Below are 25,347 nucleotides of genomic sequence, written 5' to 3'. Positions count from 1 at the left end.
GGCGCAGGCTCTGTCATGTCGCAGCCCCTGTCATGTCACGGCACCCGTCCGGTCGGCCACCCGGTCCACCAGCAGGTTCGTCCCGGCGGCGAGGGAGATCAGCAGCCCGGCCGGGACGAGCAGCGCGGCCGGCGCGAGGAACAGCGACGCGGTGTTCTGCTCGATCACCACCGCCCAGTCGACGACGTCCGGCGGCAGCCCGATGCCGAGGAAGTTCGCGCTCGCCAGCAGCGTCAGCACGAGCGCGGCGCGGGTGCCGGCGTCGACCAGCACGGCGCCGGAGACGAACCGGCCTGTCTCCAGCAGGTGGATCCGCCACCACGGTTCGCCGGACAGCATCATCGTCTCCAGCGCCACCCGCCGGGCCGGGGCGGCCGCCGCGCCGCGCACCAGCCGGACCACCGCCGGGAGTTGCACCACCGCGGCCGCGGCGAGCAGCCAGCCGATCCCGCGGCGCCCGGTCCCGGCCAGCACCATCAGCAGCAACAGCGACGGCAGGATCAGCAGCATGTCCAGGGCGCGCTGGGACAGCGCGGCGAGCCCACGGTGCGAGGTCGCGGCCAGCGCGAGCCCGAGCGGCACCCCGGCGAGGTAGGTCAGTGCCAGTGCGCCCGCGGTCAGCAGCACCACGGTCGTGCCGCCGGTCAGGGCGAGCTGCAGCACGTCGCGGCCGAGCGCATCGGTGCCGAGCAGGTGCACGGGCCCCGGCGGCCGCAGCGGCGACGGCTCGGCGTCGGGCGCCAGCAGCGGCGCGAGCAGCGGACCGGCCAGCGCGAGCACCAGCGGGACCCCCACCAGGAGCAGGGCGAGCGCGGTCACGGGTTCTCCTCCCGCACCGGGGTCAGCCGTGCGGACACCAGGTCCACCATCAGGTTGACCACGATCGTCGTCGCCGCGAACAACAGCGCGTAGCCCTGTACGAGCGGCACGTCCCGGAGCTGGACGGCCCGGACGAACCCGGCCCCGACGCCGGGCAGCGCGAACAACGCCTCCACCACGACGACGCCGCTGAGCATCCCGTCGCTGACCCGGGCGAGCTGCTGCAGCGCCGGCGCGATCCCGCCGGGCAGCACGTGCCGGGTCAGCACGACGCGTTCGGTCAGGCCGAGCCTGCGCAGGTGCGTGACGTGCGGCGACCGGTCCGCCTGGACGACGCCGAGTCGCACCTGCCGGGACAGCCGTCCCAGCTGGGAGACGACCAGCACAGCGACCGGGAGCACCAGCACCGCCGGGGTGAGCAGCGATCCGCCGCCCGCGGTGGCGGGCAGCCAGCCGAGCTGCAGCGAGAACAGCCCGACCAGCAGCAGGCCGAGCGCGAACTCCGGCGCGGCCTGCAACGCGGCGGCGACGCCGGTCGACACCCGGTCCACCGGCCGGCCGGGCCGGCGCCCGGCGAGTACCCCGATGCCGACCGCGAGCGGCACGGTCACCAGCAGTGCCGTGCCGCCCAGCAGCACGGTCGCACCAAGCCGGTGGGTGAGCTCCTCGAGCACCGGCCGGCCGGTGACCAGCGAGTTCCCGAGATCGCCGCGCACCAGCCCGGCGGCCCAGTCGGCGAACCGCTCGACGGCAGGCCGGTCGGTGCCCAGCTCGGCCCGCAGCCGCTGCACCTGCTCGTCGGTGGCCTCCGGACCGAGCACGATCTCGGCGGTCTCGCCGGGCAACAGCGCGGTGAGCGCGAAGACCAGCACCGACGCGACACCGAGTGCAACGCCGGCGACCCCGATCCGCCGGACGCCCCGGCGCCACGGCCGGTGCACTCACCCGGTCCTGGCCCGGTCGAACCGGGCCAGGAGGCGGCCGCCCGGTTCTGTGTCCCCGTCCCCGGCGGCGGTGGGCGGCCGGCTGAGCTCGGGGCCGAAGCGATCGACCCCCGGCAGCCTGCCCGGCGCCGTCAGCTCGCGGAACGCGCGCAGCACGCAGGACCCCCACTGCCGTCGGATGAACAGCTGAACATGATCACAGCCGACGGTGGCCTTTCAAGAGCGGTCGTGGTGCAGGGGCCCTCACCCCAGCCGGGCGCGGTCGAACCGGGCCCAGCGTGCGGTGTCCGGCCGGGCCGCCTCCACCCCGTCCAGGTCGGCGGAGATCCCGACGTGCTCGTCGCCGTCCGACCAGACGGTCGCGGCGTCGCGCAGCAGCACCTGGGCCCGGCGCAGCGCGTCCCCGCGGACGGTGTCGTCCGGGGTGGCGGTGGCGGCCGCCAGCAGCCGGGCGACGTCCGCTCGGGGCGCGTACGGCCGCTCCGCCGGTGGCGGGCCGAGCGGCTCGCCGTCCGGTCCGGTGTCGCTGTCGCCGCCGCCGTCGTTGTCGTTGCCGGTGTCCGGGCCCGGCACCGGGGAGCTGCCCAGCGCCGCGGCGCGCAGGTGCAGCGGGATCGGCTGCGCGGGTACCCGGCGGAACGCGATCCCCGGAGTCGGCTCCGCGCCCACCGGGTCCGGCTCGCGCGGCTCGGCGAACAGCCCGATCTCCTCCAGCTGCTCGCCGATCACCGCCGCTGCCGGCCGGGACAGCGGATCGAACGGATCGAACAGCAGCGGGACCGTGACCCCGGCGGCACCCGCCGCGGCAACCAGTTCGGCGGCCCGGCCGACGTCGCGGACGACCGGCGGGACGTCCGCCGGGTGGTGCTCCAGGCCCGGACCGAACAGGTCGTCGCCGGGATCGCCGAGGTCCAGCAGCACCCGCCGGACCAGCGCCTCCCGGTCGATGCCCAGCCGCACCGCCTCGCGCAGCCGCGGATCGTCGAACAGCGCACCGGCCGGGCCGCCGTCCGGGGTGGTCCCGTCGCCGCCCAGATCGGCCCGGCCGAGCCGGTCGGCCCGGCCGCTGCCGACCTCCAGGAACCGGGTCGCCGAGCCGGGCGCGGACAGGATCCGGGTCCCGGTCCGGCCCATGATCCGGCGCACGCTGTGCGGGAACAGGTCGTGCGCGTAGTCGACCCGGCCCTCGACGAGTGCCTGGAAGCGGTGCTCCTCGTCGTCGTCGACCAGGAACCGCAGCTCCGGCGACGCCGCAGCGCCCAGCCAGTGCCCGTCGTGGCGCAGCAGCACCTCCGGGCCCACCGGGTGCGGCCGGAAGGCGCCGGTGCCGACCGGGGCGGCGCCGTCGCCGTCACGCACGATCCCGGTCCCGGGCGCACCCAGTACCAGCGGGAACAGGAAGTCCGGCGCGCCCAGGACGATCTCCAGCTCGGTCGGCGAGACCGCCCGGCTGGCGGTGAGATCGACGCCGGAGAGCAGCGGGGCGGCGGTCGCCCCGGTGGCCGGGTCGGCGATCCGGCGCAACGACGCCAGCGCGTCGGCCGCGGTGATCGGCCGCCCGTCGTGCGCGACGGCGACCCGCAGCCGGACCCGCCACCGGGTGCCGGTCGGGTCCGGCTCCACCGACTCGGCCAGGTGCGGCACCACGCGCATCTCCGGCGACCACACCAGCAGCGTGTCCGCGACGGCCGCGGCGCGGGCCCGGTCCACCGGCCGCCAGACGTGGTGCGGGTCCGGCGGCGGGAGCGGCCCGGCCCCGGCGAACACCACGGTGAGCGGCGGCGCGGTGGTGTCGGCCGCGGCACCGCAGGCGGCGAGCGCCGGGATCCCGGCCAGTGCGGCCGCGGCACCGGTGACGCGCAGGAACGATCGACGGGTCAGGGCCACCGCACCAGGGTGCCCGTTCGGTCGGCGCGTCCCGCACCGGGTCGGGGCCGGATCAGGACAGGGCGTGGCCGAGCTCGCCGGCCCCGGCCAGCAGCTCGTCGGCGTCCCGGGCGACCAGCACGTGATCGACGATCCCGGCGTACTCGCCCATCGCGCACGACGCCTGGTCCCAGTAGCGGCGCGGCTCCGGCGTGATCCAGCCGACCCGGTAGGCCCGGCGCGCCAGCCGGCGCAGCTCGTCGGTGCCCGGCGGCCGGCCGTTGGACCGGGCGTCGCCGACGAACAGCACCGCGGTCCGGTTGTCCACCGCGTCGGCGAACCGCTCGTTGATCCCGCCCAGCACGCGGCCGTAGTCACTGGTGGCATCCAGGTCCAGGCCGGGTGTGGCGAGCACCGCGGCGAGCGCCCGGTCGTCGTGCGCGCGCAGCAGCAGGCCGGTGACGTCGACCGGGGCGTCGACGAAGGCCAGCACCCGGCAGCGGAACGCCTGCCGGTGCAGGGTCCTGGCCAGCCGCAGCACGAACGCGGTGATCGACCGGACCGACAGCGACACGTCGGCGACGACGAGCAGCCGCACCCGGTCCGGTACCTTCCGGCGGACCAGCAGGTGGAACGGCACGCCGTCGCTGCGCATGCTGCGCCGGACGGTGTGCCGGACGTCGAGCGGCCCGCGGGCGTGCTCGCGCGGGACCCGGCGCGGCGCACCGCGCATCCGGTGCAGCAGCTCGTGGCAGGCGCGCTGCATGTCGGCGGGTTCCGGGGTGCGGTCGGTGTCCGGCGCCGCGGACGCGCCCGGGCCGGTCTCGATCCGCTCGGCGAGCTGCGCGACGAACTGGCTGATCGCGTCGACCAGCCGGCCCAGCTGGTTCGCCGAGAGCAGCTCGCCCTCCGGGCCGCCGGCGTAGACGGCGTGCGGGTCGTAGGCGGCGAGCATGGCCAGGACGGCCTCCGGGTCGTCGAGGTCGATCCGCCCCGACACCCGGTCGGCGCCGCCGGACGTCAGCTCCTTCCCGGCCGCCGCCCCGGCCCGTTCCAGGTCCACCGTGTGGGTCGTCCCACGCCGGCCGCGGTCCTCGGCCGAGGAGACCGAGAGATCCCGGTCGGACCCGCCGAGCGAGACGTCGTCGTCGCGGTGCGGGTTGAATCCCTTCTCCTGCTCCGGCGCGTCGAGCAGGTCGCCGACGTCGGCGGTGCCCGGGTCGTGATCGGCGTAGCGGCCGAGCGGGTCGTCGCCGTCGGCGAGCTCCAGATCGGTCGGCAGTCCCTGCGCGGCCGGTCCGCGCAGGCCGGGCCCGTCCGCGCCGGAGCCGTCACAGGTGCCGGGGAGCAGCCCGAAGAACGCGTCGAAGGCGCGCTCGAAGCCGGGACGCTCGTGCGCGTAGGCGACCGTGACGGCGCGCAGCCCGGTGCGCAGCCGGTCCAGGTCGGACGCGCCGAACATCGCCAGCACCCGCCGGACCTCGATCGCCTCGGCCGGCGACACCGCGACCCGCTGGGTCCGCAGCACCCGGGTGAACGCCGCGGAGAGCACCGAGAGCACCCACGGCCCGGGATCGCGGGCCGGCGCGGTCACCGGCGGCCCCGGCGGTTCCGGTCGGCGGCCGCGCGGGACCCGGTGGAGGCGGCCCGCCCGGCGCCGAAGGCCCCCGCGGTCGTCGACGCGCCCTCCGCGGCGACCGGCCCGCCGGCCTGCGGACCGGGGCCCTCGCCGTCCAGCCTGCGGATCGCCAGCTCTCGGTCCGAGCCGTACTTGAGCAGCGCGGACAGCAGCGCGGGCCGCACCTTCTCCAGCTCGCCCGCCGAGCCCAGGCCGAGCACCGCGGCGGCCCGGGCGGCGTCGATCACCTCGGAGATCGACGGCGACTTGCGCAGCGGGAACCCGCGCAGCGTGCGGGCCAGCTCCACGACGTCGGCGACGACCTCGACTGCCACCTGCGGCGCGCGCCGGGACACGATCTCGGCTTCCCGCTCGGGCGTCGGGAAGCCGACCTGGAAGTGCAGGCAGCGGCGCTTCAGCGCCGGGGACAGCTCGCGGGTGTCGTTGGAGGTGAGCACCACCCACGGGACGGAGCGGGCAGTGAAGGTGCCGATCTCCGGGACGGTCACCTGCTGCTCGGCGAGCACCTCCAGCAGCAGCGCCTCCATCGACTCCTCGGTGCGGTCGACCTCGTCGACCAGCAGCACCACCGGGTCCGGGGACAGCACCGCCTCCAGCAGCGGGCGGGTGGACAGGAAGTGCTCGGTGTAGAGACCGGTGTCCTGCGTCTGCAGCCGGGCGGACGCCTCGGCCATCGTCGTCGTCCCGGACAGCAGCTCGCCGATCCGGTCGCGCAGCATCTGGACGTGCATCAGCTGCTTGCCGTAGTCCCACTCGTAGAGGGCCCGGCCGTCGTCGAGCCCCTCGTAGCACTGCAGCCGCACCAGCCGCCGGCCGCTCGCCGCGGCCAGCGAGGAGGCCAGCTCGGTCTTGCCGACGCCGGCCGGTCCCTCCAGCAACAGCGGCCGTTCCAGCGCGGTCGCCAGGTGGACGACCACGGCGAACTCGGGATCGATGACGTAGTCCTCGCCGGCCAGTGACTCGGTGAGCGCCTCGGGGCTGTCGAACACCGTTCTCCTCACACGCAGGGGTGCGTGCCCGCCGCGCCCGGGGGGCTGATCCGGGCGCGACGGGCACGGGGCCGGGTGGCCCTGGTCGGACGTCCTCAGTAGGACTTGTTGAAGGCGTGCTCCACCAGCGGCACCAGCGACTCGACGGTGCACTCGCGGGGGTTGCCCGGGGTGCAGTAGTCGCCCATCATGTGCTCGGCGATCCGGTGCACGGTCTTCTCGTCCGTCGGGATCGAGTCCCCACGGCCCTCGTACTTGCCGGTGTTCATCCGGTTCTTGTCGTAGCTGTCGGATCGCAGCACCCCGAAGTTGTCCGGGATGCCGACGTCCTTGGACAGCCGGATGGCCTCCTCGACCGCGGCGTCGGCGGCCTGCACGGTGGTCATGTTGGTGGTGTCGACGCCCAGCGCGGTCGCGATCTTGGCGTACCGCTGGTAGCGCGAGGGCAGGTTGTACTCCCACACCCGGGGCAGCGCGATCGCGTTGTTGAGGCCGTGATGGGTGTCGAAGAACGCCGACACCGCGTGCGACGTCGAGTGGACCAGGCCCAGACCGCCCGAGTTGAACGCCTGCGCCGCGATGTACTGCGCGTGCATCATCTTGGAGCGGGCCTCGAGGTTGCGCGGCTCGTAAGTGGCCTCGCGCAGGTACTGCCCGACCAGCTCGATCGAGTACAGCGCGTTGCCCAGCGAGGGCTCGAAGTCCAATCGGGACACGAACGGCTCGGAACCGTGCGCGAGCACGTCGAACCCGCAGTAGGCGGTGAAGTGCTGCGGGCAGCTGTAGTAGAGCAGCGGGTCGTCCAGCGCCAGGGTGGTGACGACGGCGTCGTCGAACCCGACCCACTTCTGCGGGTTGTCCATGTCGGAGGTGTTGGTGATGACGTAGGCCCAGGAGGTCTCGGACCCGGTGCCCGCCGTGGTGGAGACCGCGATGTGCGGCGGGTTCTCCATGTTCGTGGACTTCGAGAAGCCCTCGAACTCGTTGATGTTGCGGCCGTCGTGTGCGATGACGACGCGGGCGCCCTTCGCGGCGTCGTGCGACGAGCCGCCGCCGATCGAGATGATGCCGTCGCAGCGCTCGCTCGTGTAGAGCGCGGCGGCGTCCATGCAGTTGTAGTCCTTGGGGTTGGACTCGACCTGGTCGTAGACGACGACGTCGACGCCCTGGTACTCGACCTTGCCCTTGAGCTCCTCGATGATGCCGGAGCCGCGCAGGCCCGAGGTGACGAACAGGACCCGCGTCATGCCCAGGTTCTTCGCCTCGACGCCCAGGATGTCATGCGCGCCGACCCCCAGAAGCGCCCGCGGGAACGGGTGGAACTCCTTGATCGGGAAGTCCCAGATCTGGTTGAGCTCGATGGCCATTGGCTCTCCTCGCGGCCTCGTTGGCGTTCGGACGAGCACAACGGTGGCTGTTGCAGATGACTGGCAACAGCTACGGACGGGTACCTGACCACCTGCCCGTCGGCCCGGTCAGGTTCCCCGTCCGACCGGACGGGGCGGCGGGCGTCAGTCCAGGTCAGGCAGCTCCGGTGCGGTGAACCCGGCCGGCCCCGGCGGGTACGGCAGCACCGCGCGGATCGCCGAGGCGGGCACGGCGCCGTAGGCGTGCGGGAAGCGCATCGACTCCGGATCGCCCGGCACGCCCGGCTCCCACCGGACCTCGACGCCCGCGACGGCGAGCGCGGCCGGGTCGACGACGAGCAGCGACAGGTCGGTCCGGCCGGCGAACAGCCGTTGCGCGGGCAGCGCGACCTGGTCCGCGGTGGACAGGTGGACGAAGCCCACCTCGTCCAGCGAGGGCGGCGCGATCTGTCCGGCGAGCTCGTAGCCGGCCCGCTCGGCGGGGGTGCACAGGTGCAGCAGCGTGTCGTCCACCGTCATGCGGCCAGCATGCCCTCCCGTCCGAACGGACGGGCGTCCCCGCAGGTTCTTGCTTTCCGGCACCCGGTGCCAATAACGTCCGATCTGCTGCCCGCGCCGGCCGGCGGGGCGGTCGGTCACCGCTCTCGCCGAGAGTGGATCCCTGCGGAGGTTGCCCATGAGCGAGCACCAGAACGAGGACGTCCTGGTCGAGGAGACCCTCGTCGAGGAGGTCTCCATCGACGGCATGTGCGGTGTCTACTAAGCCGGTCGACACCACGGTGCCGGACGGTGCCGCGGGGTCGTTCGACCCCGCGGCACCGTACCGGGTGAGCGAGAGCGTGTCGCTGCGCCCGGAACCGTTCGGCGCACTGGTGTACGACTTCGTGACCCGCAAGCTGTCGTTCCTCAAGACCCCGGAGCTCGTCGAGGTCGTCACCGGCCTGGAACGTCATCCGGATGCCCGGTCCGCGGTCGAGGCGGCCGGTGTGCCCGCCGCGCAGCACGAGGCCTATCTGAAGGCGCTGTCCGGCCTGCTGCGGTCCGGAACGATCGTCGCCCGCTAGTCCCGCTCCGCCGTTCACAGTCCTGCCGACCACCACAGTGAGGTGCCCGTGAAGCTGGTCGACCACTTCCAGTACGGCCTGAACTCGCCCATCTGCCTGACCTGGGAGCTCACCTACGCCTGCAACCTCGCGTGCGTGCACTGCCTGTCGTCGTCGGGCCGGCGCGACCCGCGCGAGCTGACCACCGCCGAGGCCAAGGCGGTCATCGACGAGCTGCAGCGGATGCAGGTCTTCTACGTCAACATCGGCGGTGGTGAGCCGACCGTGCGCCCGGACTTCTGGGAGCTGCTGGACTACGCCATCTCCCACGACGTCGGCGTCAAGTTCTCCACCAACGGCGTGAAGCTGGACAAGGCGCGCGCCGCCCAGCTGGCCGCGACCGACTACGTCGACATCCAGATCTCGATGGACGGTGCGAACGCCGAGGTCAACGACCACGTCCGCGGTCCGGGATCGTTCGACACCGCGATCACCGCGCTGGAGAACCTGGCCGAGGCCGGGTTCGTCGCACCGAAGATCTCGGTGGTGATGACCCGGGAGAACGTCGACCAGCTCGACGAGTTCAAGGCGATCGCCGACTCCTACGGCGCCCAGCTGCGGATCACCCGGCTGCGCCCGTCCGGCCGCGGCGCCGACGTGTGGGACGAGCTGCACCCCACCCAGGCACAGCAGAAGCAGCTCTACGACTGGCTGGTCGCGCACGGCGACCAGGTGCTGACCGGCGACTCGTTCTTCCACCTGTCCGCCTACGGCGAGGCACTGCCCGGGCTGAACCTGTGCGGCGCGGGCCGGGTGGTCTGCCTGATCGACCCGGTCGGCGACGTCTACGCCTGCCCGTTCGCGATCCACGAGAACTTCCTGGCCGGCAACGTCCGCGACGCGGGCGGGTTCCAGGAGGTGTGGACGAACTCCGAGCTGTTCACCGACCTGCGCAAGCCGCAGACCGGTGGGGCGTGCGCGTCCTGCCAGCACTACGACTCCTGCCAGGGTGGCTGCATGGCCGCGAAGTTCTTCACCGGCCTGCCGCTGGACGGGCCGGACCCGGAGTGCGTGCAGGGCTACGGCGAGCAGATGCTCGCCGCGCGGGACTCCGGGACGGTGATCCCGAAGTCCGACGTGGACCACTCGCGATCGGCGCCGCGGAACTCGCGCACCCCGAAGCAGCCCACGATGCTGTCGCTCGCCCCGCCGCCGCGCCGGCCGGACCGGGCCTGCGACGAGAGCCCGCTCGCCGGGTTCACCCCGGCGTCCGCTCCCGCGCAGGCCCCGGCCGCTCCCGTCGCCGGGAGCTGACCACGGACCTGCTGACGGGGCCCGTCGACCTGCGCGGTCGGCGGGCCCCGTCGCGTGTGCTGTTCGGGCCGCACGAGACGAACCTCGGGGACGCCGGGCGCGGGATCACCGACGACCACGTCGCCTACTACGCGGAGCGGGCCGCGGGCGGCGCCGGGATCATCGTGGTCGAGCCGGCGTCGGTGCACCCGTCGGACCATCCGTACGCCTACGCGCCGGCCGCGTTCCGCCCCGCCGCTGCTCCCCGCCCCGGCGCTGCTCCGCGGTCCGGCGCTGCTCCGTGCCCCGGTGCGGCGCCCGGGCCGGCCGCGGCCCTCGTCGCACCCGATCCGCACGCCGAGATGCAGCTCAGCGGGCTCCCACGGGCCGACGGGCCCGCTGAGCTGCATCTCGGTGACGTGCCGGCCGCGCGCGGCTGGGCCGCCGTCGTCCAGGCGTGCCGGCCGCACGGCACGCTGGTGCTCGCCGGGCTCGCACACGCCGGCGGGCAGGGCTCGACGGCGCACTCCGGGAACCCGCTGTGGGGGCCGTCCGCGGTGCCCGACGTCGTCTCCCGCGAGGTCCCGGTCGCGATGGACGCCGCGCAGATCGAGGAGATCGTGCTCGGCTTCGCCGCGGCCGCCCGCTCGGCTGTGGACAACGGTGTGGACGGTGTGGAGATCTCCGCCGGACAGCACTCGCTGCTGCGTCAGTTCTGTTCCGGGCTGACCAACCACCGCACCGACGCCTACGGCCGCGACCGCTCGCTGCTGCTGCGCCGGGTGCTCGCCGCCGTCCGCGAGGAGATCGGGCCGGAGCCGCTGCTGACGCTGCGACTGTGCATCGACGAGCTCGCGCCGTGGGCCGGGATCACACCCGCCGTCGGCCTCGGGCGGGCCCGGGCGGTCGCCGCCGACGTCGATCTGCTGGTCCCGGTCGCCGGCAGTGCACTCTCGGTGGCGGCCACCCGTCCGGACCTGCACACCCCGGAGGCGTTCCTCCGGGAGCGCTGCGCCGCGGTGCGCCGCGCGGTGGACGGTGCGACGGCCGTCGCGCTGGCCGGCAGCGTCGCCTCGCCGTCGCTCGCCGAGGACGTCCTGACCTGCGGCGACGCAGACATCGTCGAGATGACAAGAGCGCAGATCGCGGATCCGTCGCTGGTCGCGCTGGTCCGGGCCGGGACGCCGGAGCGGGTGCGGCCGTGTCTGCTGACCAACGCGCTCGCCGCCGCGAGGGACCCGCGCAACCCGGTCGTCGGTGACGAGCTGGAACCCCGGTCGGGGTACGAGCGCACCGAGCCCGCCGCGGTCCCGCGCTCCGCCGCCGGGCCGCCGGTCCCGCGGCCGGTTCTCGTGGTCGGCGGCGGTCCCGCGGGGTGCGAGGCCGCCCGGACGCTCGTCCTGCTCGGCCATCCGGTGACGCTGCACGAACGCTCGTCGCGGCTCGGCGGGATGCTGCACGCGGCGGCGGCGCTGCCCGGTCGCAGCCGGCTGCTCCTGGCGGTCCCGTGGTGGGAGCGGGAGCTCGCGCGGCTCGGGGTGCGGGTCGAGCTCGGCTCCGAGATGGACGGCTCCGCCGTCGCCGCGGCGAGCGCCCGCGGTGCGACGGTGCTCCTCGCGACCGGATCGCGACCGACGGCCCCGGGCTTCGGGTCGGACGTGCCGGTGGTGCCGGCGGCCGAACTGGCCGCCGCCGCTGGGCCGGCCGGTACGGACCTCGCCGGCTCGCGACGGGTCCGGACCCTGCTCGCCGCCGCCGGGGTGTCCGCCGGGGCGCCGGTTCTGGTCCGCGACCCGGTCGGCGACTGGACCGGGCCGGGTGTGGCGGAGCTGCTGGCCGGTGTCGGATACCGGGTCACGCTGTCCACCCCGGACGCCGTTGCCGGGCACCAGCTCGGCCGGTGCGGGGACATGGCGCCGGCGAACGCCCGGCTGGAGCGGGCCGGCGTCGTCCGGGCTCTGTTCACAGCGGTCCGTCACGTCCGTGACGGCATCGCGGAGCTGGTCGACGTGCACACCGGGGCGGTGACCACGGTGCCCTGCGCGGCCGTCGTGGACTGCGCGGCCCGGCTGCCGGACCGGACCCTGCCGGACGCGCCCGGTCGCCGGAGCATCGGGGACCGGGTGGCACCGCGCACGATCGCCGAGGCGGTCCGGGAGGGTCGCCGCGCCGCGCAGGCCCTCGGCGAGGGGCTCTGCCGCGCACCGGATCCCGCCGGGTCCCGTCGCGTCGCAGCGCCCGCCGTCGACGGCCACCACGTCGCGCGGGCAGCCGTCGCGCGGTCCACCGTCGGGCACGACACCGCCGGACGGGCGGGCGCCGCCGGGCGGCCGGTTGGCCCGGACGCTGTGGGCCCGGCGACCCCGACGGGCGCTGCGGCGCGGGCGGCCGGGCAGGGCGTTGCGGGTCGGGCGTCCCCGACGGGCGCCGCAGGCCGCGCGGCCGGGGCGGGCCGTGCCGAGCCGGTCGTCCCGCCGCGGCTCGGCGACCCGCCGCGGCTCGGCGACCCGCTGTGGCTCGGCCGTCGCCAGCTGCGGAACCGGATCGTCTTCACCGCCCATCTCACCGGCTTCGCCGAGGGCGGCCTGCCGACCCCCCGGCACGTCGGCTACTACGCGGCCCGGGCCGCGGGCGGCGCCGGACTGGTGATCACCGAGGAACACGCCGTCCATCCGGCCGACCGGCCCTACGAGCGGCTGATCCGCGGACACGACCCGGCGGTGCTGCCCGGCTACCGCGCGCTCACCGACGCGGTGCACCGGCACGGCGCCGTCGTGCTCGCCCAGCTCAACCACAACGGCGCCCAGGGCTCCGGGATGTACTCCCGCGAGCCGGTCGTCGGGCCCTCCGCGCTGCCCGACCCGATGTACCGGGAGGTCCCGGCCGAGCTGGACGCCGCCGGGATCGCCGAGATCGTCGCCGCGTTCGCCGACGTCGCCGCACGCTGCGTCGACGGCGGGTTCGACGGCGTCGAACTGCAGTGCTCGCACGCCTCGCTGCTGCGCCTGTTCCTGTCCCCGGCCACCAACCGGCGCACCGACGCCTGGGGCCGGGACCGGGCGAAGATCGTGCTCGACGTCGTCGCCGCGGTCCGCGAGGCGATCGGCCCGGACCCGGTGCTCGGCCTGCGGATCGGGGTCGACGAGCGGATCCCCGGCGGCATCACCCCGGACGACGGTGCCGCGCTCGCCCGCCGGCTCGTCGCGACCGGCGCAGTCGACGCCCTCAACACCTCGATCGGCGTCGCGACCTCGACGCTGCACCTCATCGAGCCGTCCATGCACACCCCGTCCGGATACGCCGGCCGGCTCGCCGCCCGGCTGCGCGACGCGGTCCGGGAGGCCGGTGCGGACGTGCCGGTGATCGGCGTCGGACGGTTCACCACACCCGCCCAGGCCGCCGGGGCGCTGGACCGCGGCGAGTGCGACCTGGTCGGGGTCGCCCGTGGGCAGATCGCCGATCCGGCGTTCGCGGCGAAGGCGCTCGCCGGGCGTCCGGTCCGCCGCTGCGTCGGCTGCAACCAGGACTGCATCGGGCGGGTCGGGCTGAACCTGCCGCTGGGCTGCCTGGTCGATCCGGCGGCCGGCCGGGAGTGGCTCGCCCCCGTCGTCCTGCCGGTCGGTGCGCGACCGCCCGCACCGGCCTGGTCCGGTCTCGAGGGGCCGCCTGCACCGGCCCGGCCCGGTCCCGCGGGACTGGTGCTCCGGGTGCTGGTCGCCGGCGCCGGGCCGGCCGGTCTGTCCGCCGCGGCCGCGCTGGCCCGGCGCGGGCACGACGTCCTGCTGGTCGAGCGGGCCACCCGCACCGGCGGCCGGCTCGCGCTCGCGGCCACTGCGCCGGGCCGGGCCGAGCTCGGGCATGTCACCGACGACCTGCTGCAGGCCGTGCACGAGTCCGGCGCGCGGCTCCGGCTCGGGGCGGAGGTGGACCGCGCGTTCGTCGAGGAGTACCGGCCGGACGCACTCGTGCTGGCCACCGGCGCCCGTCCGGCGCCCCCGCCCTGGGACCCGCACGGGCTGACCGTGCCGGTCGACGACGTGCTGGCCGGGGCGCCGGTCCCGGACGGCCCGGTGCTCGTCGTCGACGAACTGGGGTTCCACCACGCCACCTCGGTCGCCGAGCTGCTGGCGGCCCGCGGGCACGACACCGAGATCGTCACCCCGGCTCTGGTCGTCGGGCAGGATCTCGGCCTCACCCTGGACCGCGAGGGCTTCCGGCGCCGCGCGCACGCGGCCGGCATCCGGTGCAGCGCCGACCGGGCCGTGCTCGGCGTGCAGCGCACAGGTGAGCAGAGCAGAGCGGTGGAGCTGCTGCACCACCCGACCGGCCGGATCGAGCGCCGGGACGTCGCCGCCGTCGTCGCGGCGGTGCCCGCCGTGCCGTCCGCGGGGACCTGCGCACGGCTGTGGACCGGGCCGGGGGAGGATGGCCCGACGATGCACCGGATCGGCGACGCGCTGACACCGCGCCGCGCCGACGCGGCGATCCGCGAGGGCAGCGCAGTCCTGGGGCCCACCCTCGGCGCAGTCTTGACCTGAAGTCAACTCTACTTTCTAGCGTCGGGACCATGACCACGGAGACCTCCCTGACCGGCAACGACCGCGCCGGCCCCCGCGAGTGGATCGGCCTCGCCGTCCTCGCGCTGCCCCTGCTGGTGCTCGCACTCGACATCAGCGTCCTCTACCTCGCCGCGCCGGCGCTGGCCGTGGACCTCCAGCCCTCGGCCACCCAGCAGCTGTGGATCCTCGACATCTACGGCTTCCTGATCGCCGGCTTCCTGATCACGATGGGCACCCTCGGCGACCGGATCGGGCGCAGGCGGCTGCTGCTGATCGGGGCCGGCGCGTTCGCCGTCGCCTCGGTGCTCGCGGCCTTCGCCCCGACCGCCGAGCTGCTGATCGCCTCCCGCGCGTTGCTGGGCATCGCCGGGGCCACGCTGATGCCGTCCACCCTGGGCCTGATCTCGACGATGTTCCCCGATCCGGTCCAGCGCCGGTTCGCGGTCGCCGTGTGGATGACGACGTTCTCGGTCGGGGCCGCGATCGGGCCGCTGGTCGGCGGGGCGCTGGTCGAGGCGTTCTGGTGGGGGGCGGTGTTCCTGCTCGGCGTGCCGGTGATGCTGCTGCTGCTCGTGCTCGGCCCGCTGCTGCTCCCCGAGGAGCACGGCAGCCGTGCCGGACGCCTGGACCCGACCAGCGTCGTGCTCTCGCTCACCGCGATGCTCCCGCTGGTCTACGCGGTGAAGAACACCGCGGCCTACGGCCCGGAGGCGATCACGCTGGTCCCGGCCGTCGTCGGCGTGGTGTCGGGGGTGCTGTTCGTCCGCCGGCAGCGGCGGCTGGCCGATCCGCTGCTCGACATCGCGCTGTTCACCCGGCCGGTGTTCACCGCCGCGGTGCTGGTGCTGCTGGTCGCGCTGCTCGCGGTGAACGGCCTGTTCTTCGTGCTGCCGCAGTACCTGCAGCTGGTCGGCGGCGCCTCGGCGCTCACCGCGGGACTGTGGATGCTGCCGGTCGCCGGGGGCACCGTCGCCGGGTCGCTGCTGACCCCGGTGCTGGCCCGCCGGTTCGGCGTCCGGACGGTCGTCGCGACGTCGGCCGGGCTGGCCGCGCTGGGATCGCTGCTGGTCGGGCTGGTCGGGGCGGGCGGCGGCACGGTGGCGGTGCTGGTGCTGGTCTCCGGGACGGTGCTCGGGCTGAGCCCGATCGGCGTGCTGGCCACCGACCTGGTGATCGGCTCGGTGCCGTCGGCGCGTGCCGGATCGGCGGCGTCGATCTCGGAGACGGCGGGTGAGCTGGGGGTGGCGCTCGGCGTCGCCGTCACCGGGAGCGTGCTCGCCGCCGTCTACGGTGGACGGCTGGTGCTCCCGCCGGGGCTGCCCGCCGAGGCCGCCGACCGGGCCCGGGAGGGTATGGCCGGTGCGGTCACCGCCGCCGGCTCGCTGCCGCCGGGGCCCGCCACCGCCCTGCTCGACGCCGGCCGGTCGGCCTTCACCGCCGGGTTCGGCGTGGTCGGGCTGGTCGCGTCCGGGTTGCTGACCGGTGTCGTCGTGCTGGCGCTGACCGCGCTGCGGCACGCCGGCCGGTGAGGGCAGGCTGTACCCCGTGCTGCTCGACGAGCTGACCTGGCCCGATCTCGACGATCCCGCAGACCCGCCACGGACGGTGCTGGTCCCGGTCGGCTCGACCGAGCAGCACGGGCCGCACCTGCCGCTGGGCACCGACACGCTCGTCGCGACCGCCGTCGCCGGCGCGCTGCACGACGCCGATCCGGGGCTGCTGCTCGCCCCCGCGATCCCCTACGGCGCGGCGGGCGAGCACGAGGGCTTCCCCGGCACCGTCTCGATCGGTACCGAGGCGCTGCACACGCTGCTCGTCGAGTACGGCCGCTCGGCCTGCCGGTGGGCGTCGCGGCTGGTGCTGCTCAACGGGCACGGCGGCAACGTGGCGGCGCTGTCGTCGGCGGTGCGGCTGCTGCGGCACGAGGGGCGCGACGCCGGCTGGCTGCCGTGCGTGACGGCGGTGCCCGGGGTACCGGCGGACGCGCACGCCGGCCGCTACGAGACGTCGCTGCTGCTGCACCTGCGGCCGGACCTGGTCCGGGCCGACCGGGCCGTCGCCGGCGAGACCCGCCCGCTCACCGAGGTGATCGACGCGCTGCGGGCCGGTGGGACGGCCGCGGTCAGCCCGAACGGCGTGCTCGGCGACCCGGCCGGGGCGAGCGCCGACGAGGGCCGGGCGCTGCTCGCCGCCGTCACCGCGGCGGCCGCGACGGCGATCCGGGGCTGGGACCCGGACCCGGCGACCGGCAGGCTCCGCGTCCCGCGCTGATCCACGATCGGGCACCGGACCGGTCGCCCGGCGGTCGTCCCGGTTCCCGATCGGTGATCATCCGGCCGGGGACAGGACGGTCGTCCGGAGCGGGCCGGTCACCACGGCCGTCCCCGCCGCCGGGATCAGCGGGGACGTGTCGGCGGCCCCGCCGAGGATCCGGCCGGTCCCCGGGTCGACGGCGACGAGGCCGGTGCGGGTGCCCTGCAGCAGCAGCCGGTCACCGGCGGTGTCCGCGCGCGCGACGCCGTGCGGCACGCTCGGGCGCAGCAGCGCACCGGGCAGCTCCCAGCGGACCGCCCCGGTCGCCGGGTCGAACGCCGTCACCCCACCGGCCGCCGGCGGCTGCAGCAGCAGCGCCGGATCCCCGGGACGCTGCGGTGCCCGGAACCCGGCGCCCGGGCCCAGCTGCGGGGTGAACCGGTCCGAGCTCCAGCGCGGCGCGCCCGATCCCGCTGCGACGCCGTGCAGACCGGTCCGCGAGCGCACCAGCAGTACCCCGCCGGCCGCGCCGAACGGCTGCGGCAGCTCGTCGGTGAGCGACCAGGCGGGCTCCCCGGTGCCGAGCCGGAACGCGTGCACCCCGGACCCGTCGTCGCCGGCCGCGTACACCGCGACGACGTCCGCGGCGACCACCGGCGCCACCCCGCCGTCGTGCACCCGGTAGTCGCGCGACCAGTGCTGCTCACCGGTGCCCGGGTCCAGCAGCAGCAGCCGGGACCGGTCGGCGTCCTGCTCGGCGACGAGCGCACCGTGCCGGGTGTCCAGCATGCTCACCCGGGCGTCCCCGGACACCGGCACGCACCACCGCAGCTCGCCCGACGCCGGATCGAACGCCGAGACCGCGCCGCCGCCGAGCACCAGCACCGATCCGTCACCGGCCGCCGATGCCGGTCCGGCGCTGCTGCCCGGTGCCGGTCCGGCGGTGAGCAGCAGGGCCGGTTCGTACCGGCCGCGGGGCAGCGCCGCCGACCACAGCGGTGTCCCGTCCGCGACGGCGTACCCGGCGAGCAGCCGCCGGTCGTCGTTGCCGAGCTGGGCGGTCACGACCCGGTCGCCGGCCACCGCGACGTCGGTGATCTCCGGCAGCGCCGTCCCGTCCTCGCCGCGCACCCCGCTCCACAGCCCCCAGCGCGGGGTGGCCGGGATCCCGGCGGTGGCCAGCGTCGCGACCGCGGTGGACTCCGCCTCGGCGGTGGGCTGCCGGGCCGATGTGACGTCGGCACCGGATCCCGCCCCGGCGATCCTGCCCGGGTCCCCGCCGGCTGCGCACCGGCCGGCCACCGTCGCGGTGACCACCACCAGCCCGGCGACCAGGAGTACCGCACCCGCCACCGCCGTCCACCGCTGCCGCATGCCGGGATCCTCGCCCACCGGCGGCCGGCCGGGGTCCGCAGATCCACCGACCTGCCGGGCACAGCGGGTCAGCCGGGTCCGGGGGATCGGCGGACCCAGCCGGCTGCGGCGGGCATCGGCGGGGTTCAGCGGATCAGCAGCGGCACGAGCTGCTCGGCGGCGGTGAACGACCCGTGCTGCCCGGGGAACGACGCCAGGTACGGCTCGACCTCGCTGCGCACCACCGCGGCCGTGCCGCGCAGCGCGACGACCACGTCCCCGATCCGGTCCAGCACCCGGTCCTCGACCGGCCCGAACCAGCCGTCGGCGACGGCCTGCTCGCGCGGGACGACCGCGGCGTCGTCGCCGAGCAACGCCCGCCAGGCGGCCAGCACGTCGGCGGCCGCGCCGGGATCGGTGTAGACGTGCCGGGCCCGCGGATCGCCGCCCAGCAGCGCCACGCCGGCCTGCAGCTCGGGGGAGACGTCGGCGTCGACGATCCGGTCCACGGTGACCATCCCGTGATCGCCGGTGACGGCGAACAGGGTGCCGGCGGGCAGTGCGTCGAGCAGCATCCCGACCAGGGCGTCGATCTGCCGGAGCTGCCAGTGCCAGGCCGGGCTGCCGGGGCCGTACACGTGCCCGAGATGGTCGAGATCGGCGTGGTAGGCGTACACCAGCCGGGGGCCGGTCACGCGGTCGTCCACACCGGACAGGATCTCGGCGGTCAGATCGCCCAGCGCCGCCACCCCGCGGTACTCGCCGCCGCGCAGCCCGGACCGGGTCAGCCCGGACGTCCGGAACTGCCGGTGCGACACCACCCGGACGTCGACGCCGGCCGCGGCGGCCCGTTCCAGTGCCGTCGGTCGCGGCTGGACCTGCTCGGGGAGGAGTGTCTCCCGCAGGTCGCGGCGGCCCTCGGCCCAGCTCAGCGCGTCGAGCAGTCGGCCCTGCACCCGGAAGCTCAGGCCCAGCGTGCCGTGCGCGCCCGGCGGCAGGCCGCTGCCCAGGGAGGTCAGGCTGATCGGGGTGGTCGAGGGGAACCCGACGGTCAGCGGCCCGGCGTCGGCCAGCCCGGCCAGCACCGGTGCGTCGGCGGCGTGCGCGCGGAGCAGCTCGTGGCCGAGCCCGTCGACCAGCAGCAGCACGGCGGCCCTGGCGGCGGGCAGTGTGAACGCGGGCGGCCGGTCGTCGAGCGGGGAGCCGATCGCGTGCAGCAGCGCGGGCACGACCTCGGCGAGGGTCGCGGTGCCGTAGCGGGGAAGGAGATCGGGCATGCGCAGGAGTGTGCTGCCCGTCCCGCCGGGGAGTCGACCCGCGGCCCCCGCGGATGGAACGCTCCTCCGGTGACCGCCGCCGACACCCGCCCCGACCGTCCCGCCGCCGCGCCGGCGGCCCCGGCCGACCGCAGGCTGCCGGACGGGTTCCGGGTGCGGCTGGACCGGCGGGCCCGCCCGATCGACGGCGGCGCGGCGCTGCTCGGCGGCGCCCCGCCGCGGCTGGTCCACCTCTCCGCCCGCGCCCGGGAGCTGCTGCCCCCGCCCGGCGGGACGCTGATCGTCGAGGGGCCGACACACCGGGCGCTGGCCCGGACCCTGCTCGACGCCGGGCTGGCGCATCCGGTGCCGCGGACGGGCCCGCACACCGGAGCGACGGGCCCGCACACCGGGCCGGCGGGGCCGGATGCCGGACCGGGGGCCGGACCGGATGCCCGACCGCATGCCGGACCGCACGGACCGGCCGAGGTGACCGTCGTGGTGCCGGTCCGGGACCGGCCGCTGGACGCGCTGCTGGCGGCGCTCCCGATCGGCGAGCTGGGCGGGCTGATCGTGGTCGACGACGGCTCGACCGAGCCGGAACCGTTGCGCCGCAGCGTCGAGGCAGCCGGCGGGCGGCTGCTGCGGCACGCGGCCAGCCGCGGCCCGGCGGCGGCGCGCAACGCCGGGCTGGGCGCGGCGCGCACCCCGTTCGTGGTGTTCCTCGACTCCGACGTGGTGCCCGAGCCGGGCTGGCTGGAACCGCTGCTCGCCCATCTCGCCGATCCGGCGGTCGGGCTGGTCGCGCCGCGGATCGTCGCGCTCGATCCGGCCGCGGGCACCGGCCTGCGCGGGTTGGTCGGCCGGTACGAGGCGGTCCGGTCCTCACTGGACCTGGGGCCCGATCCGGCGCTGATCGTGCCCCGCTCCCGGGTCGCCTACGTGCCCAGCGCGGCGATGCTGGTCCGGGTGGCGGCCGTCGGGGCGGCGGCGTTCGACCCGGCGATGCACGTCGCCGAGGACGTCGACCTGGTCCTGCGGCTGCACGCCGCCGGTTGGGCGATGCGCTTCGAACCGGCCGCCCGGGTCGCCCACGACCATCGCACCGATCCGGCGGAGTGGTTGCGCCGCAAGGCGTTCTACGGCACCGGTGCGGCCCCGCTGGCGTTGCGGCATCCGGGCGCGGTGCCGCCGATGGTGCTCTCCGGTCCGGCGGCGGCGGTCTGCCTGCTACTGCTCGCCCGGCGCCGCGGCGCGACCGCGGTCGCCGCCGTCGTCACCGTGGTGGCGACGGATCGGCTGTCCCGCAAGCTGGCCCGCCTGGAGCGGCCGCGGCGCAGCGCGGCCCGGCTCACCGCACTCGGGCTCTCCGGCGCGCTGTGGCAGTGCGCGTCCGGGCTGACCAGGCACTTCTGGCCGATGGCCGCGCTCGCGCTGCCGTTCTCCGCGCGGGCCCGTGCGACGGTGCTGGCGGCGGCGCTCGCCGAGGGGCTGGCGGACTGGTGGCTGCACCGGGACCGGGACCCGCGGGTGCGGATCTCCCCGGTGGGTCATCTCGTCGCGCACCGGCTGGACGACCTGGCCTACGGCGCGGGGCTCTGGTGGGGGGCCTGGCGCCACCGGACGACGGCACCGCTGCGTCCGACCGGCCCTGGACCGCGTCGCTGAGGTAGGTTAGGCTGACCTGATACACGGCCGCCGGACCACTCCGTCCGGGTTGGTCTGAACGAGTGATTCCCGCCTCGTCACGGATCCGATTCTGCGGCCTCTTCGCGAGATCGTCTCCGCGGGTGCGGCCGGGTCACCCGAGTGGCTCCGGTCACGCCCACGACACGCCGTCCGACCGGTCACGGCGCCTCGGTCGTCCGCCTTGCCTGCCCGCATGATCGGGAGTGTGATGTGGGCGCCGCCACACGCGTGACGGCAGATGGTAGGCGCGCCGACGCGGTCGCGACCGCGCTCGGTGTACCTCGACCAGTCCCCGGTAGACCCCGCGCGACCGAGTGCGTGGTCGCGTACGAGGAGTGAGAGTTCATGACAGAGGTCCGGGTCACCGTCGACGGCGTGAACTACGCCGACGACGTCGAGCCCCGCATGTTGCTCGCGCAGTACCTGAGGGAGACGCTGGGCACGACGGGGACGTTGATCGGCTGCGACACCAGCAACTGCGGTGCGTGCACCGTGAGTCTGAACGGGCAGAGCGTGAAGTCCTGTTCGGTCCTCGCCGTCCAGGCCGACGGCGGCGAGGTGACCACCATCGAGGGCCTCGCCCGCGACGGGAACCTGCACCCGGTGCAGGAGGCGTTCCGGGAGTGCCACGGCCTGCAGTGCGGCTACTGCACGCCGGGAATGATCATGGCTGCGGTCGACCTGCTCGGCGACAATCCCGACCCGACCGAGCAGGAGGTCCGGGAGGGCATCGAGGGCAACCTGTGCCGCTGCACCGGCTACCAGAACATCGTGCGGGCGGTGCAGTCCGCGGCGAAGAACATGAAGCCGGGCGCCCAGGCCCCCGCCGGCCAGACGGCCACCCCGGTCGCGGGAGGGAACTGAGTTGACCACGACCGCCGAACCCACCACAGCAGAGATCGGCAAGGCGCGCGTCCGCAAGGAGGACGAGCGCCTCATCACCGGTCGTTCCCGCTACACCGACTCGATCACCCCGCCCGGGACGCTGCACATCGCGGTCGTCCGCTCGACCCTGGCCCGGGCGACGATCACCTCGATCGACAAGTCCGAGGCCGAGAAGGCCCCCGGCGTCTTCGGCGTGTTCACCGCCGCCGACCTGGGCGCCGAGGAGGTCGGCCTGCCCTGTGCGTGGCCGATCACGCCGGACCAGAAGGCGCCGCAGCGCCCGGTGCTCGCCGTCGGCCGGGTGAACTTCTCCGGTGAGGGCGTCGCCGTCGTCGTCGCGCGGTCCGCCGCCGCGGCCCGGGACGCCGCCGAGCTCGTCGAGGTCGACTACGAGCCGCTCGACCCGGTCCTGGACATGGAGGCCGCCGCGCAGGACGGTGCCGACCTGGTGCACCCGGACCTGGGCAGCAACGTCTCCGCCACCTGGATCTTCGACTCCGCGGCGGCCGGCACCGGTGGCGACATCGGCGAGGCGATCAAGACCGCCGAGGCCGACGACGACCAGATCGTGGTCAGGCGCCGGTTCCGCCAGCAGCGCCTGATCCCGGCGTTCATGGAGCCCCGTTCCTGCGTCGTGGACCCGACCGGCGAGCAGCTGACCATCTGGGCCGCCACCCAGGTGCCGCACATCCTGCGCACCATGACCACGGTGACCCTCGGGGTCCCCGAGTCCAAGCTGCGGGTGATCGCCCCCGACGTCGGCGGCGGCTTCGGCGGCAAGATCGGCGTGCTGCCCGAGGAGATGCTCTGCGTGCTGCTCGCGCAGAAGCTTCGCAAGCCGGTCAAGTGGACCGAGACCCGCAGCGAGTGCATGCTCACCGCGCACCACGCCCGGGACCAGATCCAGGACCTCACGATCACCGCCAAGCGGGACGGCACGATCACCGGCCTGGACGTGCACCTCTACGCGGACATGGGCGCCTACCTCGGGCTGGTCGGCCCGGGTGTGCCGATCCTCGGCGCGTTCATGTTCAACGCCATCTACAAGATCCCGGCGCTGAAGTTCACCTGCTCGAACGTCTTCACCAACAAGACGCTCACCGACGCCTACCGGGGAGCGGGGCGTCCGGAGGCCACCTTCGGCATCGAGCGGATCATGGACGAGCTCGCCGTCGAGCTCGGCCGGGACCCGATGGAGCTGCGCGAGCAGAACTGGATCGCGCACGAGGAGTTCCCGTTCACCACCGTCGTGGGCCTGACCTACGACACCGGCAACTACGAGCAGGCCACGCAGCGCGCGATGGAGCTGTTCGACTACGCCGGCCTGCGCCGCGAGCAGGAGGAGCGGCGCAAGAACAACGACCCGGTGCAGCTCGGCATCGGCATCTCGACCTTCACCGAGATGTGCGGGCTCGCCCCGTCCCGGGTGCTCGGCTCGCTGGACTACGGCGCCGGCGGCTGGGAGGCCGCCAGCATCCGGATGCTCGCCACCGGCAAGGTCGAGGTCACCACCGGAGCCTCGGCGCACGGGCAGGGCCACGAGACGGCGTTCTCGCAGATCGTCGCGGACAAGCTCGGCGTGCCCTTCGAGGACGTCGAGATCCTGCACGGCGACACCCAGGTGGCGCCGAAGGGGCTCGACACCTACGGCTCCCGGTCGCTGGTGGTCGGCGGCATCGCGATCGTCAACGCGGCCGAGAAGGTCGTGGAGAAGGCGCGCAAGATCGCGGCGCACCTGCTGGAGGCGTCCGAGGACGACCTCGAGTTCGCGAACGGGCAGTTCACCGTCAAGGGCACCGACAAGGGCAAGGCGATCCAGGAGATCGCGTTCGCCGCGTTCATGGCGCACGACTACCCGGAGGGCATGGAACCCTCGCTGGACTCGGACGCCGTGTTCGACCCGGAGAACTTCTCCTTCCCGCACGGCACCCACCTCGCGGCGATGGAGGTCGACACCGAGACCGGCCGGGTCACCCTGCGCAACTACGTCTGTGTCGACGACATCGGCAACGTGATCAACCCGCTGATCGTCGAGGGGCAGGTGCACGGCGGCCTCGCCCAGGGCATCGCGCAGGCGCTGTTCGAGGAGGCGAACTACGACGACCAGGGCACCCTGGTGAACGCCACGTTCGTCGACTACACGCTGCCGTCCGCGGCCGACCTGCCCAGCTTCACCACCGAGACCGTCTCGACCCCGTCGACGACGAACCCGCTCGGTGTGAAGGGCGTCGGCGAGGCGGGCACCATCGCCTCCACCCCGGCGATCGTGAACGGCGTGCTCGACGCGATCCGGCACCTCGGCGTCAGCGAGATCGAGATGCCGACCACCTCGCAGCGGGTCTGGCGGGCGTTGCAGGTGGCCAAGGGCCACTCCGTGCAGCAGACGCCCAGCGACACCCACAGCCCCGGAGGAGGACTGGGCTCAGTGAATCCGAACAGCGCTGACCCGAACAACCCGAAGGGGGAGACCCAGTGATCCCGGCGAAGTTCGACTACGTCCGGCCCTCCTCGGTCGAGGAGGCCGTGCAGGCGCTGCAGTCGGCCGGGGAGGACGCCAAGATCCTCGCCGGCGGGCAGAGCCTGCTGCCGGTGCTGCGGCTGCGGCTCGCCGCACCCAGCACCGTCATCGACCTCGGTGGGATCCCCGAGCTCAAGCGGATCGGCGAGGACGACCAGTACGTGATGGTCGGCGCGACGGCCACCCACCACGAGGTCATGCGCAACGACCTGATCAAGCAGCACGTCGAGCTGATCGCGCAGGCCACCGAGACGGTCGCCGACCCGCAGGTCCGCCACCGCGGCACCCTCGGCGGCGCCCTCGCGCACGCCGACCCGGCCGGTGACCTCGGGGCGGCGGCGCTGGCGCTGGACGCCGAGTTCGTCATCCTCGGCGCCGGTGGCACCCGCCTGGTGCCCGCCGCGGAGTTCTTCCAGGACTACTTCACCACCGCGATCGGCGAGGGCGAGATCCTCACCATGGTCCGGTTCCCGAAGTACACCGGCTGGAAGACCCACTACGAGAAGTTCAACCGGGTCGCCCAGGCCTGGTCGATGGTCGCCGTCGCGGTGGCGCTCAAGGTGGACGGCGGCACCATCTCGCAGGCCCGGGTGGGTCTGACCAACATGGGGAACGTGCCGATCCGGGCGACCGGGGTCGAGCAGGCCCTGGTGGGGCAGGCGGCAGGCCCGGACGTCGCGAAGGCGGCGGCCGAGCACGCCACGGAAGGGACCTCCGCTCCGAGTGACGCGGACGCCGCAGCCGACTACCGTGAACACCTGGCGAAGGTGCTCACCGGGCGGGCCGTGCTGGCCGCGGCCGGCTGAGCACCGCTGACGTTCGCAGTAGCACGCCGAAGGGGCGCCGGGCCGGGGAGCACCTCCCGGGCCGGCGC

19 protein-coding genes are annotated in these 25,347 nt (G+C 75.0%); 10 read left to right on the top strand and 9 right to left on the bottom strand.

Going from position 1 to position 25,347, the window contains the following annotated elements; all coding sequences use genetic code 11:
- Positions 1-30: 30 nt before the first annotated feature.
- The 7 genes from ABZ881_RS15820 to ABZ881_RS15790 form a co-directional block, all read right to left on the bottom strand.
- A complete protein-coding gene (locus ABZ881_RS15820; protein ID WP_358485177.1) occupies positions 31-819 on the bottom strand; it encodes an ABC transporter permease subunit in 789 nt (262 codons plus the stop codon).
- Entirely contained in the window at positions 816-1,760 is a 945-nt protein-coding gene (locus tag ABZ881_RS15815) for an ABC transporter permease (protein WP_358485174.1), read from the bottom strand. Before ABZ881_RS15815 ends, ABZ881_RS15820 begins: the two co-directional genes overlap by 4 nt.
- 246 nt (positions 1,761-2,006) lie before the next feature.
- Positions 2,007-3,650 (bottom strand): ABC transporter substrate-binding protein, encoded by a 1,644-nt coding sequence (locus ABZ881_RS15810; protein ID WP_358485173.1) that lies wholly within the window; start codon positions 3,648-3,650, stop codon positions 2,007-2,009.
- 52 nt (positions 3,651-3,702) lie between these two features.
- Positions 3,703-5,223, bottom strand: coding sequence for a VWA domain-containing protein (locus ABZ881_RS15805; RefSeq protein ID WP_358485171.1), 1,521 nt, complete (start codon positions 5,221-5,223; stop codon positions 3,703-3,705).
- Positions 5,220-6,257: a MoxR family ATPase gene (locus tag ABZ881_RS15800; protein WP_358485168.1), complete on the bottom strand. Its 1,038-nt coding sequence runs from the start codon at positions 6,255-6,257 to the stop codon at positions 5,220-5,222. Before ABZ881_RS15800 ends, ABZ881_RS15805 begins: the two co-directional genes overlap by 4 nt.
- A gap of 95 nt (positions 6,258-6,352) precedes the next feature.
- Positions 6,353-7,618 (bottom strand): NDMA-dependent methanol dehydrogenase, encoded by a 1,266-nt coding sequence (mdo, locus tag ABZ881_RS15795; protein WP_358485337.1) that lies wholly within the window; start codon positions 7,616-7,618, stop codon positions 6,353-6,355.
- A 150-nt stretch (positions 7,619-7,768) separates the two neighbouring features.
- Positions 7,769-8,143 (bottom strand): DUF952 domain-containing protein, encoded by a 375-nt coding sequence (locus ABZ881_RS15790; protein WP_358485166.1) that lies wholly within the window; start codon positions 8,141-8,143, stop codon positions 7,769-7,771.
- A 157-nt stretch (positions 8,144-8,300) separates the two neighbouring features.
- Here ABZ881_RS15790 and mftA point away from each other — a divergent pair, with 157 nt between their 5' ends.
- The 6 genes from mftA to mftE are packed head-to-tail and all read left to right on the top strand — an operon-like array spanning position 8,301 to position 16,790.
- On the top strand, positions 8,301-8,387 hold the full coding sequence (gene mftA, locus ABZ881_RS15785) for a mycofactocin precursor MftA (RefSeq protein ID WP_358485335.1): 87 nt from the start codon (positions 8,301-8,303) through the stop codon (positions 8,385-8,387).
- The gene (gene mftB, locus ABZ881_RS15780) at positions 8,377-8,688 is read left to right on the top strand and encodes a mycofactocin biosynthesis chaperone MftB (RefSeq protein ID WP_358485164.1); all 312 of its coding nucleotides are present in this window, start codon (positions 8,377-8,379) and stop codon (positions 8,686-8,688) included. Before mftA ends, mftB begins: the two co-directional genes overlap by 11 nt.
- Positions 8,689-8,736: 48 nt before the next feature.
- On the top strand, positions 8,737-9,981 hold the full coding sequence (mftC, locus tag ABZ881_RS15775; RefSeq protein ID WP_358485163.1) for a mycofactocin radical SAM maturase: 1,245 nt from the start codon (positions 8,737-8,739) through the stop codon (positions 9,979-9,981).
- Between the two features lie 56 nt (positions 9,982-10,037).
- The gene (locus ABZ881_RS15770; protein ID WP_358485161.1) at positions 10,038-14,498 is read left to right on the top strand and encodes an FAD-dependent oxidoreductase; all 4,461 of its coding nucleotides are present in this window, start codon (positions 10,038-10,040) and stop codon (positions 14,496-14,498) included.
- Between the two features lie 29 nt (positions 14,499-14,527).
- Positions 14,528-16,048: an MFS transporter gene (locus tag ABZ881_RS15765; RefSeq protein WP_358485159.1), complete on the top strand. Its 1,521-nt coding sequence runs from the start codon at positions 14,528-14,530 to the stop codon at positions 16,046-16,048.
- 16 nt (positions 16,049-16,064) lie between these two features.
- On the top strand, positions 16,065-16,790 hold the full coding sequence (mftE, locus tag ABZ881_RS15760) for a mycofactocin biosynthesis peptidyl-dipeptidase MftE (RefSeq protein WP_358485156.1): 726 nt from the start codon (positions 16,065-16,067) through the stop codon (positions 16,788-16,790).
- A 57-nt stretch (positions 16,791-16,847) separates the two neighbouring features.
- On the opposite strand, the gene ABZ881_RS15755 is transcribed toward mftE, so the two are convergent.
- Positions 16,848-18,146, bottom strand: a complete 1,299-nt coding sequence (locus ABZ881_RS15755; protein WP_358485154.1) for a PQQ-binding-like beta-propeller repeat protein — start codon at positions 18,144-18,146, stop codon at positions 16,848-16,850.
- Positions 18,147-18,271: 125 nt separating this feature from the next.
- Positions 18,272-19,402: a nucleotide pyrophosphatase/phosphodiesterase family protein gene (locus ABZ881_RS15750; RefSeq protein WP_358485152.1), complete on the bottom strand. Its 1,131-nt coding sequence runs from the start codon at positions 19,400-19,402 to the stop codon at positions 18,272-18,274.
- Between the two features lie 69 nt (positions 19,403-19,471).
- Between ABZ881_RS15750 and mftF the strand changes: the two genes are divergently transcribed.
- From mftF to ABZ881_RS15730, 4 genes are all read left to right on the top strand, one after another.
- Complete coding sequence (gene mftF / locus ABZ881_RS15745; RefSeq protein ID WP_358485150.1) at positions 19,472-21,049, top strand: mycofactocin biosynthesis glycosyltransferase MftF; 1,578 nt, start codon at positions 19,472-19,474, stop codon at positions 21,047-21,049.
- Between the two features lie 366 nt (positions 21,050-21,415).
- Positions 21,416-21,934, top strand: a complete 519-nt coding sequence (locus ABZ881_RS15740; RefSeq protein ID WP_358485149.1) for a (2Fe-2S)-binding protein — start codon at positions 21,416-21,418, stop codon at positions 21,932-21,934.
- A gap of 1 nt (position 21,935) precedes the next feature.
- Positions 21,936-24,431, top strand: a complete 2,496-nt coding sequence (locus tag ABZ881_RS15735; protein WP_358485147.1) for a xanthine dehydrogenase family protein molybdopterin-binding subunit — start codon at positions 21,936-21,938, stop codon at positions 24,429-24,431.
- Positions 24,428-25,279 carry a xanthine dehydrogenase family protein subunit M gene (locus ABZ881_RS15730; protein ID WP_358485145.1) on the top strand — a complete coding sequence of 284 codons (852 nt, stop codon included), beginning with the start codon at positions 24,428-24,430 and terminating at the stop codon, positions 25,277-25,279. Before ABZ881_RS15735 ends, ABZ881_RS15730 begins: the two co-directional genes overlap by 4 nt.
- Positions 25,280-25,347: the final 68 nt, after the last annotated feature.

Origin of the sequence: Pseudonocardia sp. NPDC046786 (assembly GCF_040645415.1) — a bacterium.
GTDB lineage: Bacteria > Actinomycetota > Actinomycetes > Mycobacteriales > Pseudonocardiaceae > Pseudonocardia > Pseudonocardia kongjuensis.
This window is presented reverse-complemented; position numbering and strand designations above follow the sequence as displayed.